The following is a 17,049-nucleotide window of genomic DNA, read 5'->3' on the forward strand; positions in this document are numbered from 1 at the left end:
CGCGACCGCCGCGCCTCCCGCCGCGGCGCGGCGCAGCGGCGCGGCGAACCACAGCGGCGCCCGCACGCGCACGGACCTCACGACCGTCCCTTCCCTGTCGGGGCCCGCGCCGGGGCCGCGCCGGAGCCCGCGTCCCGTGGCTCCCGCGGCACGCCGGCGGCCCCGGCCCGGGGAACCACCGGACGGGCGTCGGGTTTCCCCGGATGCGCCCGGGAGGCGGCGGCGGGAGGATGAGGGCGCCGGACGGCCACGGGCACCGGGCCGGCGGCGCGCCCCGGTGGCGTGCGGGGGCCACCACCGGCGTCACGTACCGCGACCGGGCTCGTACCGTAAGTCTTCCTCACCGCGCCGCCGCGCGCGAGAGCCCGTTACCCGATCGATGCGCGGGGCGGGTGGGACGAGTGCGCCCGCATCCGGGCGGTCACCGCGTCTCGGCGGCGCGCAGCCAGGTGAGCACCGCCAGCACCCGCTTGTTGCTGTCCTGCGGTCCCGGCGGGCCGCCCGTCGAGGTGATCTTGAGCTTGGTGAAGATGGCCCGCACGTGGTCCTCGACGGTGCGGGCGGACAGGTGCAGCCGCCTGCCGATGCCGGCGTTGGAGTGCCCCTCCGCCATGAGCCCGAGCACCTCGCGCTCGCGGCCGGACAGCCGGGACAGCTCCCGCTCCCGGTGCCGGGCCTCCACCAGCCGGCTCACCACGTCCGGGTCGATGACGACCTCCCCGCGCGTCACCCGCTCCAGCGCGCCGCGCAGGTTGTCGACGTCGGTGACGTGGTCCTTCAGCAGGTAGCCGACGCCGCGCGGCTGGTCGCGGAACAGCTCCATCGCCTGCGGCGTCTCGTTGAAGGCCGACAGCACCAGCACGCCCATCCGGGGATGGCCGCGCAGCAGGGTGCGCGCCGCGACGACGCCCTCGTTGGTGTAGGTCGGCGGCATGTGCAGGTCGAGGATCGCGACGTCCGGCGGGTCCTCCGCGACGCGGGCGAGCAGCTCCTCGCCCGAGGCCGCCGACACCGTGACGTCGATGCCGACCGTGGTGAGCAGGGTGACCAGCGCCTGCCGGAAGATCCCGCTGTCCTCGGCCACGGCTACTCGCATGGCAGGACCATCCTTACCGTCGTACCCCGGGTGGGATCTCCGTCGACTTCCATGTGCCCCCGCAGCGCCCTGATCCGCCCGGCCATGCCGGCCAGCCCGTCCGGCACCGCGCCGGGCTGCCCGCCCGGCCGCTCGCCGTCGTCGCTGACCTCGGCCACCAGCCGGTGGCCGTCCGGACGCACCCGGACCGTCACACGGGTCGCACGCGCGCGGTCGACAGCGTACGACAAAGCTTCGCAAAGTACGGAGTAAAGAGCGGACTCGATCTCGCGGGAGTAGCGCTCGCCGGTCACCTCCAGCAGCACGCGGGTGCCGAGCCGCTCGGCGACGACCTCCAGCGCCGGGCCGAGGCCGTCCTGGACGAGCAGCGCCGGCTGCACCTCGTGGGCGAGGGCGCGCAGCTCGGCCAGCGCCGCCATCAGCTCCTTTCGGCAGTCGCGCGCGTGGTCCTTCACCGCCGGGTCCACGGCGAGGGCCTCCAGGGTGGCGAGCATCGCGCCGAGCGCCAGCAGCCGCTGCTGCGCGCCGTCGTGCAGGTCCCGGGCCAGGCGCTCGCGCTCCACGGTCTCGGCGCGCAGCAGCCGGCCGTACGCCGACCGCACCTGCTCCAGTCCGGCCTGGACGTTGGACTGCAGCCGCGCCGTCTCCAGCGCCCGGCCCCCGGCCTCCAGCGCCGCCTCGACCAGCGACCCGTGGTCGCGCAGCGCCCCGGCGAGCTCCACGATCGCCAGCGGCTCGCCGGCGGCGGTCTCGACGCGCCGCCGCCACCGTCCGGCGCCCTCCTCCGGCGGGTCGCCGGGGTCCGGGCCGCCGGGGTCGCCGTCGTCCAGGCCGGCGACGGGACGTCCGGCGGTGTCGACGTAGACCTCCTCGGCCGGCGCCCAGAACCACAGTTGCAGGGTCGGGTCGTGCAGGACGTCGCGGAGGGCGTCGCGGACGCGCTCCACCGACGGCGGCGCGGTCAACCGGAGCATCCGCCCGGCGACGGCCAGCTCCGCGAGCCGGGTGCGCAGCCCGGTCGCCAGCAGCGCGAGCGGGACGAGCGCGACCACCGCGCCCTGGATCGCGTACACCTCCAGCAGCGCGTCCAGGGAGATCGACTCCTCCATGATCGGCCGCTGGGTCAGCGCCGCGGAGATCCCGACGAACGCCAGCGCGACGGTCACCGGCAGCGTCACCGCGCGCCGCATCCGGCTCATCTTCGGCAGCCGCAGCAGCAGGACGACGGCGAAGGACAGGGCGAGCACGATGTACAGGACGGCGGAGACCTCCAGGACGACCCGGAACACCGCGTGGTCGGGGAACGGCGCCGGCCACCACACGTGCCGGCCGCGGAAGGCGGCCCACTCCGGGCGCGAGGTGACCCACAGCGCGGTCGGGCAGCCCCACAGGACCGCGCAGGCGAACACCGTCCAGATCCGGTCGGCGGCGTACTCCAGCCGTCCAGCCGGATACAGCAGCACGCCCGCGGCCAGCGCGAGGTAGAAGTCGGCCTGGGCGTACGGGGACAGCAGCGGCCCGGGGCCGGTGTCCCAGCTCGCCAGCCAGTTCAGCGCCCAGCACAGCGACGCGGCCACGAACAGCAGGCCCGTCCGCCGGGTCCGGGCGCCGGTCGCCAGCAGCGCGCCGACGACCGCGATCCCGGCGGTGCCGACGAGGCTGACCGCCGCGGCGGCGGCGTGGTCGCGCCAGTACGGCCATCCCGCGGCGAACGCGAGCGCGGCCACCGCCAGGCCGGCGACGAGGGCGCGCCTCGTCTCCGCGCCGAACCACGGTGGCGACCTGCGCCTCCGCGGGGCGGATATCACCACGACCATCCTTTCCATGCTCGGACCTGGAGAGCTCTCCCGGTACCGGGATCTCACGGGCACGCGCACCGTGCTTTCCCGGACGCGCACCGGAAGTGTCCCCGGTCCGGCCCGTCCGCGAGAGGGCCGTTACCCGATCGCGACGCACTCCGCCGGAGGCGGGGGCAGGGCCACCGTGGTCGTGGGCGGTTCCCCGCAGACGGATGAATGTTTGCGCTACCACGATTCTGTTCAGGCTCTTGACATCAGTTCGCGTTATCGCAAACATTCAGGGCACCCGACCGATGTGGAGCAGATCACAGTGACCACCGCAGCGCCCCCTCCTCCGCCCGGCACCGGCTCGCCCGGCGCCGGGCCGGGCGGTGTGCGGTCGCGCGCGGCGGTCATGGAGGACGTCGCGGCCCTCGCCGGGGTCTCGGCGATGACGGTGTCGCGGGTCCTGAACGACCCGGGCAAGGTCGCGCCGCGCACCCGCGAGCGGGTGCTGGCGGCGATGCGCGATCTGGACTACCGGCCGAACTCGGCGGCGCGTGTGCTGGCGACCGGCCGGTCCGGGGTGCTCGGCGTGGTCAGCTTCGACACGACGCTGTACGGCCCCGCCTCGACCCTGTACGGGATCGAGCGCGCCGCGCGCAGCGCCGACTACATGATCAACATCGCCAGCCTCGGCTCGCTGACCCGGCGCTCCATCGAGGACGGGGTGCAGCGCCTGCGCTCCCAGTCGGTGGACGGGATCGTCATCATCGCGCCGCACCAGTCCGCCGCCGAGGGCCTGCGCCGGCTGCCGCCGGACATGCCGGTGGTGGCGGTCGGCGCGGGCGACGACCTGCCGGTCCCGGTCGCGTCGGTCGACCACCGCGCGGGCGCCGTGCGGGCCGTCCGGCACCTGCTGAGCCTCGGCCACGAGACCGTGTGGCACATGGCCGGCCCGGCCGACTGGATCGACGCCAGCGCCCGCGTGGACGGCTGGCGTTCGGTGCTGGCGGAGGAGGGCCGGGAGGTCCCCGAGCCGCTGGCCGGCGACTGGAGCGCCCGGTCGGGGTACGAGCTCGGCCGGCGGCTGGCCGCCGACCCGGCGGTGACCGCGGTGTTCGCCGCCAACGACCCGATGGCCCTCGGCCTGCTGCGCGCGCTGCGCGAGGCCGGCCGCCGCGTCCCCGAGGAGGTGAGCGTGGTGGGCTTCGACGACGTGCCGGAGGCGCCCTACTTCGCGCCGCCGCTGACCAGCGTCCGGCAGCCGTTCGGCGAGGTCGGGCGGCACGCGTTCCAGCTGCTGCTGGAGCGCGTCGACGATCCCGGCGGCGCGCCCGGCGGCCCGCCCGCGCGCCGCAGCGTGGAACCGGAGCTGGTGGTGAGGGAGAGCACGGCCGTGCGGCCCGGAGGCCGCTGACGCCGAGCACGCGGGAGGACGGCTTCCGCGGCTCGCGAATGTTAGCGCTAACACAAGCTAGTGCCAGGTTGAGTTGAGAGGGGCGGCACGTTGCGCATCACCGAGATCGGCACCCATGTCCTGGGCACGCCATGGCGGAACCTCACGTTCGTGACCGTCCGCACCGACGAGGGGCTCACCGGCGTCGGCGAGGCCCGGATGCTCGGCCACACCGACGCGCTGATCGGCTATCTCGCCGAGGCGGGGCGCCGCCACATCGTGGGCAGCGACCCGTTCGACATCGAGGACCTCGTCCGCCGGATGAAGTACGGCGACTTCGGCCGGGCCGGCGAGATCGTCATGTCCGGCATCGCCTGCGTCGAGATGGCGTGCTGGGACATCGTCGGCAAGGCGCTCGATCAGCCGGTGTGGCGGTTGCTGGGCGGCTCGGTGCGCGACCGCGTGAAGGCGTACGCCAACGGCTGGTACACCGTCGACCGGACGCCGGAGGAGTTCCACGCTGCCGCCAAGCGCGTCATGGACGGCGGTTACCGGGCGCTGAAGCTCGACCCGTTCGGCGCCGGCCGGATGGAACTGGACCACGCCGAGACCGTGCTGGCCATCGACCTGGTCGAGGCGGTGCGCGACGCGGTCGGCCCGGAGACCGAGCTGCTGGTCGAGATGCACGGCCGGTTCTCCCCCGCGACCGCGATCCGGCTCGCCGGCCTGCTCGCCCCGTTCGACCCGGCCTGGCTGGAGGAGCCCGTCCCGCCGGAGAACCTCAAGGCGCTCGCCAAGGTGTCCGCGCACACCGGGCTGCCGATCGCCACCGGCGAGCGCGTCCACGACCGCATCGAGTTCCGCGAGCTGCTGGAACTGCAGGCCGCCGACGTCCTGCAGCCCGACGTCGGGCACACCGGCGGCATCTCCGAGGTCCGCAAGCTCGCCGCGACCGCCGAGACCTACTACGTGCAGGTCGCGCCGCACAACGTCGGCGGCCCCGTGCTGACGGCCGCGAGCCTCCAGCTCGGCGTCTGCACCCCCAACTTCAAGATCCTGGAGCACTTCAACGACTTCGCCGACGCCGCCGTCAAGGACGTCGCGAAGGGCGCCCCCCAGGTCGTCGACGGCTACTTCGCGCGGCCCGAGGCGCCCGGCCTCGGCGTCGAGCTCGACCTCGACGCGGTCGCCGCGTTCCCCCAACAGCGCGCCGACTTCGACCTGTACGCCGACGGCTGGCACTTCCGCGGGACGCGCAGTTGAGCCGCGCCGTGCTGGTGGACGCGCCGGGCCGCTGGCGGATCGACGCCGGCGACCCGCCGGAGCCGGGCCGCGGCGAGGCCCGCGTCCGGGTCGCCGCCGCCGGGCTGTGCGGCAGCGACCGGGAGCTGTTCGACGGCGCGCGCCCCGAGGGCTTCGCCTGCTACCCCGTCGTCCCCGGGCACGAGTGGTCCGGCACGGTCGAGGCGGTCGGCCCCGACACCGACCCGTCGCTGGTCGGCGCGGCCGTCGTCGGCGAGGGGTTCCGCGGCTGCATGGCGTGCGGGCGCTGCCGGGAGGGCGCCCCGAACCTGTGCGCCACCCGCTACGACGAGACGGGCTTCACCCGGCCCGGCGCGTTCGCCGACCACCTGCTGGTGCCGGCCCGGCTGCTGCACGTGCTGCCGCCCGGCGCCGACCTGCGCGCGGCGGCACTGCTGGAACCGGCCGCGGTCATCGCCGGGGCCGTCCGGCACGCGGCGCCGCGTCCCGGCGAGACGGTCGCGGTGGTCGGCGCCGGCACCCTCGGAATGCTCGCCCTGCAGTTCCTCGCCGCGTCGTCGCCGGCCCGCCTCGTCGCGATCGACCCGCGCGTGGAGCGCGGCGCGGCGGCGCTGGACGCGGGGGCGACCGCGTTCAGCCGGCCGGGCGAGGCCGACGAGGGCGCGTTCGACGTGGTCGTGGAGACCGCCGGGGCGGCGGGCACCGCGAGCTCGGCGGTGCGGCTGGCGCGGCGCGGCGGCCGGGTCGTCCTCACCGGCACCCCCGCCGACCCGGCCGACGCCGTCCCGACGTCGCTGCTGGTCACCCGCGCCCTGTCGCTGCACACCGTGTTCGGCTCCGGCCCCGCCGACTGGACGTACGCGGTGCGCGCGTTCGGCACCGGCGTGCTGCGGCCGGCGCCCCTGATCACCCACGAGCTGCCGCTGACCGAGTTCGCGGCGGCGCTCGAGCTCAGCGGCTCCCCCGACGCCGGGAAGGTGCTGCTGCGCCCCGACCTCGACACGACCCCGAACGGCGGGAGGACCGATGGACCCGTTCTCTGACGACCCCGGCGCCGGCCGCGCGCCCGGCGAAGAGGCGCTGCGCGCGCTCGGCCTGCCCGGCCGCGCCGCACCCCCGCCCGCGTCCGGCCTGCGGTTCCCCGACGGCGGCGCCTGGCGGACGGAGCTGCCCTCCTGCGAGGGGCCCGCCGTCCTGGCGGCCGTACTGGAGGAGAGCGACCGGCTGGAGGTGCCGCTGCACCGCATCAGCCAGGGCAGCGGCGTCTGGATGCTCACCGACGCCGAGATCGGCGAGATGGTGGACGCCTGCGACGCGCGCGGCATCGAGCTGTGCCTGTTCCTCGGCCCGCGCGGCACCTGGGAACCGGGCGCCGGAGGCCGCTCCTACAACGCCTCCGGCCCGCGGGCCCGGGGCCGCGACCAGCTCGCCCAGTGCGTCGAGGACGCCGAGCGGGCCACCGCGCTGGGCGTGCGGTCGCTGCTGGTCGCCGACGAGGGCGTGCTGTGGACGCTGCACCGGCTGCGCGAGGCCGGGCGGCTGCCCGCCGGCACCACGTTCAAGGTGTCCGCGCTGGTCGGCCCGGTGAACCCCGCCTCGTTCGCGGTGTGGGAGGGGCTCGGCGCCGACTCGGTGAACGTGCCGAGCGACCTGTCGCTCGGCCAGCTCGCGGAGATCCGCGCGGTGAGCGCCGCGCCGATGGACTTCTACGTCGAGGCGCCCGACGACCTCGGCGGGTTCGTCCGCTTCTACGACGCCGCGGAGCTGATCCGCTGCGGCGCCCCCATCTATCTGAAGTTCGGGCTGCGCAACGCGCCCGCGCTCTATCCGGTCGGCCAACACCTGCTGCCCGCCGCCGTGGCGAGCGCGCGGGAGCGGGTGCGGCGCGGCCGGCTCGTCCTGGACACCCTCGCCCGGCTCGGGGCGGGCGGCGGGATGTCCCCGATCGGGTCCCGGGACCCGGGGCCGCTGCGGCGGTTCCCGGCCCTGCCGGAGGCCCTGCCCGCGTCCGCCGTCCCACGCTGATTCGTTCCGCTGCCCTCCCCCACCCCGAAGGAGAACGAGATGAGAGTCCGGCGCATCACCACGGTCCTGTCCGCGCTGGTCCTGGCGACCACCATGACGGCGTGCGGCTCCAGTGAGAAGACCGTCGACAAGAAGCCCAAGGCGGGCGACGCCAAGGGCGCGCTGATCGGCGTCACGATGCCGACCAAGTCGTCCGAACGCTGGATCCGCGACGGCAACACCCTCAAGGCCGACCTGGAGAAGCTCGGCTACAAGGTCGACCTGCAGTACGCCGAGAACGACATCCCCACGCAGGTCAGCCAGATCGAGAACCAGATCACCAAGGGCGCCAAGCTGCTGGTCGTCGCCTCCATCGACGGCACCGCGCTGACCAGCCAGCTGGAGGAGGCGCACCAGAACCACATCCCGGTGATCTCCTACGACCGGCTGATCATGCGCAGCCCGGACGTCGACTACTACGTCACCTTCGACAACTACAAGGTCGGTGTGGAGCAGGCGACCTCGCTGCTCACCGGCCTGAAGATCAAGAACGAGGACGGCTCCGAGGGCAAGGCAAAGGGCCCGTTCAACATCGAGCTGTTCGCCGGCTCGCCCGACGACAACAACGCGCCGTTCTTCTACAACGGCGCGATGTCGGTGCTCAAGCCGTACATCGACAAGGGCACCCTCGTCGTCAAGAGCGGCCAGACCGACTTCAAGACGATGGCGATCCTGCGCTGGGACCCGGCCACGGCGCAGAAGCGGATGGAGGACATCCTCACCAAGACCTACCGTGGCGGCGCCAAGGTCGCCGGCGTGCTGTCGCCCTACGACGGGCTCTCGATCGGCATCCTGTCGGCGCTCAAGAGCAACGGCTACGGCACGGCGAGCCAGCCGTACCCGGTGGTGACCGGGCAGGACGCCGAGCGGGCGTCGGTGAAGTCGATCCTCGCCGGCGAGCAGTACTCCACCATCTTCAAGGACGTCCGCAAGCTCGCCGACGAGGCGGCCAAGATGTCCGACGCCATCCTCAAGGGCGGCAAGCCGCAGGTGAACAACACCAAGGACTACGACAACCAGAAGAAGGTCGTCCCGACCCAGATGCTCCAGCCGGTCATCGTGAACAAGGCCAACGTGCAGACCGAGCTGGTCCAGTCCGGTTACTACACGCAGGCGCAGCTGGGATGACGCCGTGAGCACCGATGAGACCAACGGCACCGCGGAACGCGACGACATCCTGCGGATGCGCGGGATCACCAAGACGTTCCCCGGCGTGAACGCGCTGGCGGAGGTCGACCTGACCGTCCGCCGGGGCGAGATCCACGCGATCTGCGGCGAGAACGGCGCGGGCAAGTCGACGCTGATGAAGGTGCTGTCCGGGGTCTACCCGCACGGCTCGTACGACGGGGAGATCCTCTTCGACGGCGAGCCGTGCCGGTTCTCCGGCATCCGCGACAGCGAGGAGCGCGGCATCGTCATCATCCACCAGGAGCTGGCGCTGTGCCCGCAGCTGTCGATCGCCGAGAACATCTTCCTCGGCAACGAGCGGGCGGCGCGCGGGTTCCTCGGGCTGCGCGGCCTGGTCGACTGGAACCGCACCAACCACGAGGCGGGCGGGCTGCTGGAGCGGGTCGGGCTGCCGGAGAACCCGGTGACCCCGATCGCCGACCTCGGCGTCGGCAAGCAGCAGCTGGTGGAGATCGCCAAGGCGCTGTCCAAGCGGGTGCGGCTGCTGATCCTGGACGAGCCGACCGCCGCGCTCAACGACGAGGACTCCGCGCACCTGCTGAACCTGATGCGCGGGCTCCGCGACGACGGCATCACCTGCGTGATCATCTCGCACAAGCTGAACGAGGTGCTGGCGATCGCCGACACCGTCAGCGTGCTGCGGGACGGCCGGATGATCGAGACGCTCGACGCGTCCGGCGGCGGGGTCACCGAGGACCGCGTCATCTCCGGGATGGTCGGCCGGGACCTGGAGCACCGCTTCCCGCCGCGCGAGCCGGAGATCGGCGAGGAGGTGCTGCGGATCGAGGACTGGACCGTGCACAGCCCGGCGCAGCGCGACCGGGCGGTGGTGTCGGGGGCCGCCCTGGCGCTGCGGCGCGGCGAGATCGTGGGGCTGGCCGGGCTGATGGGCGCGGGCCGCACCGAGCTGGCGATGAGCGTGTTCGGGCGGTCCTACGGGGTGGACATCTCCGGCCGCGTCTACAAGGACGGCGAGCCCGTGCAGCTGCGCACCGTGCGGGACGCGATCCGGCACCGCATCGCCTACGCCACCGAGGACCGCAAGCGCTACGGCCTCAACCTCATCCAGGACATCAAGAGGAACGTGTCGGCCGCCCGGATCGGGAAGCTGGCCAGGGCCGGGTGGGTCAACGAGTTCGAGGAGTACAAGGTCGCCGAGGAGTTCCGCGGCGGGATGAACATCAAGGCGCCGAGCGTGCTGGCCGCGACCGGGCAGCTGAGCGGCGGCAACCAGCAGAAGGTCGTCCTGTCCAAGTGGATCTTCACCGATCCGGACGTGCTGATCCTGGACGAGCCGACCCGCGGCATCGACGTCGGCGCCAAGTACGAGATCTACACGATCATCAACCGGCTCGCGGCCGAGGGCCGGGCGATCCTGCTGATCTCCTCGGAGCTGCCCGAGCTGCTCGGCATGTGCGACCGGATCTACACGATGGCGGCCGGCCGGATCACCGGCGAGGTGCCGCGCGCCGAGGCCACCCAGGAGCGCCTCATGACCTACATGACCATGGGAAGGGAGCAGGTCGGATGAGCCGGACCGCACCCGCCGGGACCGACACCGCGGCCACCGCCGGCACCGCGCCCGCACCGCGGGCGGCGCCCGGCCGGGCACGGCTGACGATCAACGTGCGGCAGAGCGGCATCTACATCGCGTTCGCGCTGATCGTCGTGCTGTTCGCGGTGCTGACCGGGGGTGATCTGCTGCAGCCGCAGAACATCTCCAACATCATCGTGCAGAACTCCTACATCCTGATCCTGGCGATCGGGATGATCCTCATCATCATCTCCGGGCACATCGACCTGTCGGTGGGCTCGCTGGTCGGCGTCACCGGCGCCATCGCCGCCTGGCTGATGGTCAACCACCATGTCGCCTGGCCGCTCGCCCTGCTGCTGACGCTGGTCGCGGGCGCCGCGATCGGTGCGTGGCAGGGGTACTGGACGGCCTTCTTCGGCATCCCGTCGTTCATCGTGACGCTCGCCGGGATGCTGCTGTTCCGCGCGCTGACCATGACGGTGCTCGGCAACCAGGGCCTCGGGCCGTTCCCCGACCAGGTCCGCACGCTGTCGAACGGGTTCACCTCCGGCTACTTCGGCAACATCGGGCTCGGCCCGCTGGGCGGCGCGGACCTGTTCAGCCTGCTCGTCGGGATCGTGGCCGTCGCGGGGCTCGCGGTCTCGCGGTGGCGCACCCGCGCGACGCGGCTGGGCTACGGGCAGACCGTCGACCCGGTGCCGGTGTTCCTGCTGAAGATCGTCGCGGCCGGTGCGCTGATCATGGCGGTGACCGTGCAGCTGGCCCGGTTCCACAACCTGCCGTGGGTGCTGGTGCTGCTGGCGGTGCTGGTGCTGGCGTACTCGCTGCTGACCGGCCGGTCGGTGTTCGGCCGGCACGTGTACGCCGTCGGCGGCAACCTTCAGGCGGCCGTGCTGTCCGGCGTGCGGGCCAAGTCGGTGGTGTTCTGGCTGTTCGTCAACATGGGCGTGCTGTCGGCGCTGGCCGGGATCATCTTCGCCGGCCGGCTCAACCAGGCCGGGCCCACCGCGGGCAACACGTTCGAGCTGGACGCGATCGCCGCGGCGTTCATCGGCGGCGCCGCGGTGCAGGGCGGCGTCGGCAAGGTGGTCGGCGCCATCACCGGCGGCCTGATCATGGGCGTGATCAACAACGGCATGTCGCTGATGGGCGCCCCGAGCGAGCGGGTGATGCTCGTCAAGGGCCTGGTCCTGCTGGCCGCCGTCGCGTTCGACGTCTGGACCAAGCGGCGGGCCGGCTCGCCGCTGCTGCGCTGACCCGGCGGCGCGCCACCACTTGTCCGGCCGCATATCGAGGGGGGCCGGCGGCGATCCGCCGGTCCCCCTCACCCAACAAGAACACGCAAGTCCGTCTCCTCCCTCCCCCCATGCGAGAGGAACACCGATGAAGCGCGTCCCACCCCTCACCATCCCGCTGGCCACCGCCGCACTGCTCGCGGGCGGCCTGCTCGCCGTCCCGGCCACCGCCGCGTCGTCCGGGCCCGCGTCGTCCGGGCCCACCATCGCCAAGGAGCCGTTCGGCGCGCTGCCGGACGGCACGAAGATCGACCGGTACACGCTCGGCAGCGGCCACGGGATGAAGGTCCGCATCCTCACCTACGGCGGCATCGTCCAGTCCCTCGACGTCCCCGACCGGCACGGCCGCTCCGGCGACGTCGCGCTCGGGTTCGGCACGCTGGACGGCTACCTCAGCGACACCTACAAGGACGAGAACCCCTACTTCGGGGCGCTGATCGGGCGCTACGGCAACCGGATCGGCGGCGCCCAGTTCACCCTGGACGGCAAGACGTACAAGGTCCCCGCCAACGACGGGAACAACAGCCTGCACGGCGGCACGACCGGCTTCGACAAGCGGGTGTGGACGGCCCAGCCGGTCAAGAGCGAGGACGGGGCGTCGCTGCGGCTGTCGTACGTCAGCCCGGACGGCGAGGAGGGCTACCCCGGCGCTCTCCGCACCACCGTCACCTACACGGTCACGCGCAAGAACGACCTGCGGATCCGCTACCAGGCCACCACCGACAAGCCGACCGTAGTGAACCTGACCAACCACACCTACTTCAACCTGGCCGGTGAGGGGTCCGGCGAGGTCTACGACCACAGGGTGCAGATCAACGCGTCCCGCTACACGCCGGTCGACTCCACCCTCATCCCGACCGGGCAGCTGGCCGCGGTGCGCGGCACGCCGCTGGACTTCACCCGCCCGCACACCATCGGCGAACGCATCCGCGACGGCAACCAGCAGATGGTGTACGGGCGCGGCTACGACCACAACTTCGTGCTCGACGGCACCGGCATGAAGCTCGCCGCCCGCGTCACCGAGCCGGCCAGCGGCCGGGTGATGGAGGTCCGCACCGACCAGCCCGGCCTGCAGTTCTACTCCGGCAACTTCCTCGACGGCCGGCTCGTCGGCACCGGCGGGAAGATGTACCGGCAGGGCGACGGGTTCGCCATGGAGACCCAGCACTTCCCCGACTCGCCCAACAAGCCGCAGTTCCCGAGCACCACGCTGCGGCCCGGCCAGACTTACGACTCCACCAGCGTCTACTCCTTCTCCACGTCCTGACCCCCGGCCGGGAGCGGGCACCGGCGGTGCGATGCCGGTGCCCGCTCCCGGCCGTCCGGGCCGACCGAGGAACCCCATGGAACACCGCATCGAGATCGCCCTGCCCTCCCGCGTCCGGCTCGGTGAGGGACCCAACTGGCACGCCGCCGCCGGCGTGCTGCTCTGGGTCGACATCCTCGGCAACGAGGTGCACGCCTACGATCCGGCCACCGGCGCCGACACCGTCCGCCACACGGCCCAGCACGTGGGCGCGGCCAGGCCCCGGGCGGGCGGCGGCCTGGTCGTCAACCTCCGCGACGGCGTCGGGCTCTACGACGCCGACGGCGCCTTCCGCTGGCTCGCCGAGCACCCCGTCCCCGGCTGCCGCGGCAACGACGCCGGCGTCGGCCCGGACGGGGCGCTCTGGGCCGGGACGATGCGCTACGACGAGGCGCCGGGAGGCGGCCGGCTGCGCCGCGTCCGCCCGGGCGGCGAGACGGCCACGGTGCTGGACGACGTGACGGTCAGCAACGGGATCGCCTGGAGCCCCAACGGGCGCCTGATGTATTACGTGGACACGCCCACGCGCCGCATCGACGTCTTCGACTTCCGCCCCGAAGAGGGCGCCACCCGCCGGCGCGCGTTCGTCTCCGTTCCGGGGCAGCCCGACGGGCTGGCCACCGACGCCGACGGCCGGATCTGGGTCGCCCTGTGGGGCGGCGGCCGCGTCCTCTGCTACACCCCTGGCGGCGACCTCGACCGCACCGTCGAGGTGCCCGCCGCGCAGACCACCGCCTGCGCGTTCGGCGGCCCGGACCTCCGCGACCTCTACATCACGACGGCGACCGTGGGCGCGCCGAAGGACGATCCCCACGGCGGATCCCTGTTCGTCGTCCCCGACGCGGGGCAGGGCCTGCCCTCACCTGCGTTCGCCGGCTGACGGTCGGTCAGACGCGGCGGCCGACGCCCGCGAGCGTGAACGTCCGCTCCGGATGCGCGATCGCCGCGCCGGGCTCGGGCCGCCACAGCGGGGTGTAGGTCAGGCCGGGGTCGAGCAGCTCGAACGGCGCGACGAGGGCCTCCACCTCGGCCCGGGTCCGGCCCCAGAAGTGCCAGGTCGGCTTGAACACCTCGGTCACGTCCTTGCTGGACTCCGGCTGGGGCTCGTGGGTGATGTGGGTGAACACCAGGTGCCCGCCGGGCGGCAGCGCCTCGTGCAGCCGCCGGACGGTCTCCGTCGCCGCGGCGGTGTCGCGGATGAAGTGCAGGACCCGGTCGAGCACGATCGCGACCGGTTCGGAGAAGTCGATGTGCTCGCGGACGGTCGGATCGTCCGCGAGGGTCTCGGGGTGCGTGAGGTCGCACTGCACGACCGTCGTCCGCTCAGTGCCGGCCAGCAGCGCCCGGGCGTGCACCAGGACGACGGGGTCGCCGTCGGCGAACACGACGGTCGCGTCCGGGGCGACCTCGGCCGCGACCTCGTGCACGTTGCCGGCCGCCGGCAGCTTGCTGCCGACGTCGATGAACTGCCGCACGCCCCGCCCGGCGAGGTGCCGGACCGCTCGGCCGACGAACGCGTGGTTCTCCCTGGCCGCCGTCCGCGCCTCCGGGATGACGGCCAGCAGCTGCTCGGCGACCTCGCGGTCGGCGGCGTAGTTGTCCTTGCCGCCGAGCAGGTAGTCGTAGATCCGCGCCGTGTTGGGCGTGGTCAGGTCGACGCCGGCGGGGGACCACCTCTCCTCGGCCATCGCAGTCTCCGCTTCGTCCCGGGGAGAACGATCGTCTCATGGGACGCGCCGTGCTCGCGCCGGGACGCACCGCATCCGGGCCTGAACCCGCTCACCCGGTTCTCCTCACCCTCGGCACCGTGGACGGGACGACGGGCTGGGCCTCGTTCAGGGCCGGGCGCCGCCGAGATCGTCGGAGCGCCCGGCTTCGAGCCGGGACAGCTGCGCGGTCGGACGCCCGCCGGTACGCCAGTTGTCGCTGTCGCTCTCCCACGGGCGGGGCCATCCGGCGGGCGAGTCCTCCCAGCCCTCCCGCCTCCCGTACACGGTCATGTCGAGCAGCCCGCAGGTCGGGGCCATCGGCTCGACGCCGCGGCCGGTGGTCCAGTACGTCTCGAACACCCGGTCGCCGTCCCGCACGTAGCACGCCAACCCGAAGCTGCTCCGGTCCGCGTGCAGGGCGTCGATGGACTCCCGTGCCGAGTACCAGGGCACGTCCCAGCCCATGAAGTCGCGGTAGCGGACGCTGGCCTCGTACGGGCCCTTGCAGAAGGTGGCGTAGGTGACGTCGCGGGCGTGCAGGTAGGACAGCTCCCGCACCTGCGAGTTGAAGAACGTGCATCCCTCGCACTGCTCGGCGGCGGGGTGGCCGTCGTGCCACATGTGGTGGTAGGCGATCAGCTGCCGCCGGCCCTCGAACGTCTCCAGCAGCGGGACGGGCCCGTCCGGGCCGGTCAGCGGGGTGGCGGCGTCCACCTCCACCATCGGCAGCCGCCGGCGCGCCGCCGCGATCGCGTCGCCCTCGTGGGTGTGCGCCTTCTCCCGCACCAGCAGCGCGTCCCGCTCGGCCTGCCAGGTGGCCCGGTCGACGATCCTGGGCAGCGCCTCGGCGGCCGCCGTCGTGTTCGTCCTGTCGTTCATGATCCCCTCCGTGTGCCGGCGTCCGCCGGCCGTATGTGGTGTCCGGGTCATTGCTCGAGGTGGTCCTTGAGCGCGTCGAGCCGGTCGTCCCAGTCACCGGCCAGCACGTTCAGGAACTGCTGCGCCACCCGCATCGGCGCGGTGCGCACCCGGTAGCGCACCCGGCGCCGCTCCCCCGGTTCGGCCGTCACCAGGCCCGCCCCGGTGAGCAGGGCGAGGTGCTTGGCGATCGCCTGCCGTGTGATCGGCAGCCGGGCGGCCAGGTCGGTGGCGGTGGCCGGCCCGTCCGCGGCGAGCGTCGCCAGGATGGAGCGCCGGGACGGGTCGGCCAGCGCGGCGAAGACCCGCTCGGCGGTCGCCTCGAGGTCAGGCCGCATCGAGGTGCCCGGCGAGTTCGCCCAGTTCCGCCGCCCATCCGCCGACGTGCGCGTCGTACTCCTCCTGGTGGACGTCCTCGGGGAGCTGGGCGAAACCGGTCTCCACCACGTGCAGCCGCGTGCCCGCGCCGGACGGTTCGAGGGTGAACTCGACGTAGGTGCGGCGCGGGTCGTCCTCGGGCAGTCCCTTGAGCTGCCAGGTGAAGCCGAACACCCGCGGCTCCTCGATCCGTTCGACGCGCATGGCGACGGCGGACCCGTCGCTCCAGCCCATCCAGGCCGCGCCGCCCGGGCGCAGGTCGATGGCGGCCTCCTCGCCGAACCAGGCGGCCAGCCCCTCGGCCGTGGTGAGCGCCGCCCACACCTTCCCCGGCGGGGCGGCGAGCTCCACGGTCCGTTCGATCCGATCGGGGAACCCCATGGCGACCTCCATATAGCAACTCAACGGTTGCCATATTATGGCAACCATCTGGTTGCGTCAACGGGTCATGCGCCGAGCAGGTCGATCACCTCGGCGTCGAGGCCGATGTCCGGGTCGGCCGCGCGCGCGGCGCGCAGGGCGGCGGCCAGGGTCGCCGCGGCGAGGGCCGCCCGCCGGCCGCGCGGGACGTCGCGGTGCCGCAGGTGGTCGATGACGACCTCGTCCAGGTAACCGACCCAGCCGCGCATCGTGGTGCGCAGCACCGGACGGGCCGGATCGGGCACGCCGAGCGCGTCCAGCAGCCGCTGCGCGCCCTGCCAGCGCAGGTCCTCCACGATCGCGCGGACCTCCGGGTCGGAGCCGTTGCCGCCGCGCATCACCGCCAGGAAGCCGGAGGCGTTGGCCTCCATGAAGGCGATGTGCCGGTCGAGGGCGTCGCGCAGCTGCTCCCCCGGCGTCGCGCCTTGCGGCTCCGCCTCGTGGACGACCCGCAGCCGGTCGGCGGCGGCGCGGATCGTCGCGAGGTACAGGCCGCGCTTGTTGCCGAAGTGGTGCGCGATCAGCCCGTAGGCGACGCCCGCCCGCCGCGCGATCTCGGTCGTGGTGACCTCGTCGTAGGCGCGGCCGGCGAACAGCTCGGCGGCGGCGTCGACCAGCATCTGCCGGCGGTCGGGCCGGGGCATCGGCGGCTCCCTCGGATTGACGTGCGGTCGCGGCGAGTCTAGCCTCTCGAACTGATT

The 17,049-nt window shown here is 73.4% G+C and carries 16 protein-coding genes; 9 read left to right on the forward strand and 7 right to left on the reverse strand.

Annotated elements, in window-relative coordinates:
* Window positions 1-421 precede the first annotated feature (421 nt).
* Window positions 422-1,096 (reverse strand): response regulator transcription factor, encoded by a 675-nt coding sequence (locus tag ABD296_RS40260; RefSeq protein ID WP_344280420.1) that lies wholly within the window; start codon window positions 1,094-1,096, stop codon window positions 422-424.
* Window positions 1,087-2,904, reverse strand: a complete 1,818-nt coding sequence (locus ABD296_RS40265) for a sensor histidine kinase (protein ID WP_344280423.1) — start codon at window positions 2,902-2,904, stop codon at window positions 1,087-1,089. Before ABD296_RS40265 ends, ABD296_RS40260 begins: the two co-directional genes overlap by 10 nt.
* A 301-nt stretch (window positions 2,905-3,205) precedes the next feature.
* Between ABD296_RS40265 and ABD296_RS40270 the strand changes: the two genes are divergently transcribed.
* From ABD296_RS40270 to ABD296_RS40310, 9 genes are all read left to right on the forward strand, one after another.
* Window positions 3,206-4,294 (forward strand): LacI family DNA-binding transcriptional regulator, encoded by a 1,089-nt coding sequence (locus ABD296_RS40270; RefSeq protein WP_344280426.1) that lies wholly within the window; start codon window positions 3,206-3,208, stop codon window positions 4,292-4,294.
* 90 nt (window positions 4,295-4,384) lie between these two features.
* Entirely contained in the window at window positions 4,385-5,536 is a 1,152-nt protein-coding gene (locus ABD296_RS40275) for a mandelate racemase/muconate lactonizing enzyme family protein (RefSeq protein ID WP_344280429.1), read from the forward strand.
* Window positions 5,533-6,579 carry a zinc-dependent alcohol dehydrogenase gene (locus ABD296_RS40280; protein ID WP_344280432.1) on the forward strand — a complete coding sequence of 349 codons (1,047 nt, stop codon included), beginning with the start codon at window positions 5,533-5,535 and terminating at the stop codon, window positions 6,577-6,579. Before ABD296_RS40275 ends, ABD296_RS40280 begins: the two co-directional genes overlap by 4 nt.
* Window positions 6,563-7,561: a hypothetical protein gene (locus ABD296_RS40285; protein WP_344280435.1), complete on the forward strand. Its 999-nt coding sequence runs from the start codon at window positions 6,563-6,565 to the stop codon at window positions 7,559-7,561. The genes ABD296_RS40280 and ABD296_RS40285 overlap by 17 nt, the downstream gene beginning before the upstream one ends.
* Window positions 7,562-7,600: 39 nt before the next feature.
* Window positions 7,601-8,728, forward strand: a complete 1,128-nt coding sequence (chvE, locus tag ABD296_RS40290; protein ID WP_344280438.1) for a multiple monosaccharide ABC transporter substrate-binding protein — start codon at window positions 7,601-7,603, stop codon at window positions 8,726-8,728.
* Window positions 8,729-8,732: 4 nt separating this feature from the next.
* Entirely contained in the window at window positions 8,733-10,319 is a 1,587-nt protein-coding gene (gene mmsA, locus ABD296_RS40295; protein WP_407061566.1) for a multiple monosaccharide ABC transporter ATP-binding protein, read from the forward strand.
* Window positions 10,316-11,578, forward strand: coding sequence for a multiple monosaccharide ABC transporter permease (mmsB, locus tag ABD296_RS40300; RefSeq protein ID WP_344280441.1), 1,263 nt, complete (start codon window positions 10,316-10,318; stop codon window positions 11,576-11,578). The genes mmsA and mmsB overlap by 4 nt, the downstream gene beginning before the upstream one ends.
* A gap of 127 nt (window positions 11,579-11,705) precedes the next feature.
* Window positions 11,706-12,884 (forward strand): aldose epimerase family protein, encoded by a 1,179-nt coding sequence (locus ABD296_RS40305; RefSeq protein WP_344280444.1) that lies wholly within the window; start codon window positions 11,706-11,708, stop codon window positions 12,882-12,884.
* 76 nt (window positions 12,885-12,960) lie between these two features.
* The gene (locus ABD296_RS40310; protein WP_344280447.1) at window positions 12,961-13,803 is read left to right on the forward strand and encodes an SMP-30/gluconolactonase/LRE family protein; all 843 of its coding nucleotides are present in this window, start codon (window positions 12,961-12,963) and stop codon (window positions 13,801-13,803) included.
* 7 nt (window positions 13,804-13,810) lie between these two features.
* Here the strand turns inward: ABD296_RS40310 and ABD296_RS40315 are convergent, their stop codons facing one another.
* The 5 genes from ABD296_RS40315 to ABD296_RS40335 all read right to left on the reverse strand — a co-directional run bounded on the left by ABD296_RS40315 (window position 13,811) and on the right by ABD296_RS40335 (window position 16,992).
* Window positions 13,811-14,611 (reverse strand): SAM-dependent methyltransferase, encoded by an 801-nt coding sequence (locus ABD296_RS40315; RefSeq protein ID WP_344280450.1) that lies wholly within the window; start codon window positions 14,609-14,611, stop codon window positions 13,811-13,813.
* A gap of 147 nt (window positions 14,612-14,758) precedes the next feature.
* Complete coding sequence (locus ABD296_RS40320; RefSeq protein WP_344280454.1) at window positions 14,759-15,511, reverse strand: DUF899 family protein; 753 nt, start codon at window positions 15,509-15,511, stop codon at window positions 14,759-14,761.
* Window positions 15,512-15,558: 47 nt separating this feature from the next.
* Window positions 15,559-15,888, reverse strand: a complete 330-nt coding sequence (locus ABD296_RS40325) for an ArsR/SmtB family transcription factor (protein WP_344280457.1) — start codon at window positions 15,886-15,888, stop codon at window positions 15,559-15,561.
* A complete protein-coding gene (locus ABD296_RS40330; RefSeq protein WP_344280460.1) occupies window positions 15,878-16,309 on the reverse strand; it encodes an SRPBCC domain-containing protein in 432 nt (143 codons plus the stop codon). The genes ABD296_RS40325 and ABD296_RS40330 overlap by 11 nt, the downstream gene beginning before the upstream one ends.
* 65 nt (window positions 16,310-16,374) lie before the next feature.
* A complete protein-coding gene (locus ABD296_RS40335; RefSeq protein WP_344280463.1) occupies window positions 16,375-16,992 on the reverse strand; it encodes a TetR/AcrR family transcriptional regulator in 618 nt (205 codons plus the stop codon).
* Window positions 16,993-17,049: the final 57 nt, after the last annotated feature.

Origin of the sequence: Actinomadura napierensis, from assembly GCF_039529375.1 — a bacterium.
Lineage (GTDB): Bacteria > Actinomycetota > Actinomycetes > Streptosporangiales > Streptosporangiaceae > Spirillospora > Spirillospora napierensis.

Bases quoted from the DNA above. Each gene is read 5' to 3' on its own strand.
- ABD296_RS40260 (WP_344280420.1), bottom strand. From the start codon at position 1,096: ATGCGAGTAGCCGTGGCCGAGGACAGCGGGATCTTCCGGCAGGCGCTG.
- ABD296_RS40330 (WP_344280460.1), bottom strand. From the start codon at position 16,309: ATGGGGTTCCCCGATCGGATCGAACGGACCGTGGAGCTCGCCGCCCCG.
- mmsB (WP_344280441.1), top strand. From the start codon at position 10,316: ATGAGCCGGACCGCACCCGCCGGGACCGACACCGCGGCCACCGCCGGC.
- chvE (WP_344280438.1), top strand. From the start codon at position 7,601: ATGAGAGTCCGGCGCATCACCACGGTCCTGTCCGCGCTGGTCCTGGCG.
- ABD296_RS40305 (WP_344280444.1), top strand. From the start codon at position 11,706: ATGAAGCGCGTCCCACCCCTCACCATCCCGCTGGCCACCGCCGCACTG.
- ABD296_RS40335 (WP_344280463.1), bottom strand. From the start codon at position 16,992: ATGCCCCGGCCCGACCGCCGGCAGATGCTGGTCGACGCCGCCGCCGAG.
- ABD296_RS40315 (WP_344280450.1), bottom strand. From the start codon at position 14,611: ATGGCCGAGGAGAGGTGGTCCCCCGCCGGCGTCGACCTGACCACGCCC.
- ABD296_RS40310 (WP_344280447.1), top strand. From the start codon at position 12,961: ATGGAACACCGCATCGAGATCGCCCTGCCCTCCCGCGTCCGGCTCGGT.
- ABD296_RS40285 (WP_344280435.1), top strand. From the start codon at position 6,563: ATGGACCCGTTCTCTGACGACCCCGGCGCCGGCCGCGCGCCCGGCGAA.
- ABD296_RS40325 (WP_344280457.1), bottom strand. From the start codon at position 15,888: ATGCGGCCTGACCTCGAGGCGACCGCCGAGCGGGTCTTCGCCGCGCTG.
- ABD296_RS40320 (WP_344280454.1), bottom strand. From the start codon at position 15,511: ATGAACGACAGGACGAACACGACGGCGGCCGCCGAGGCGCTGCCCAGG.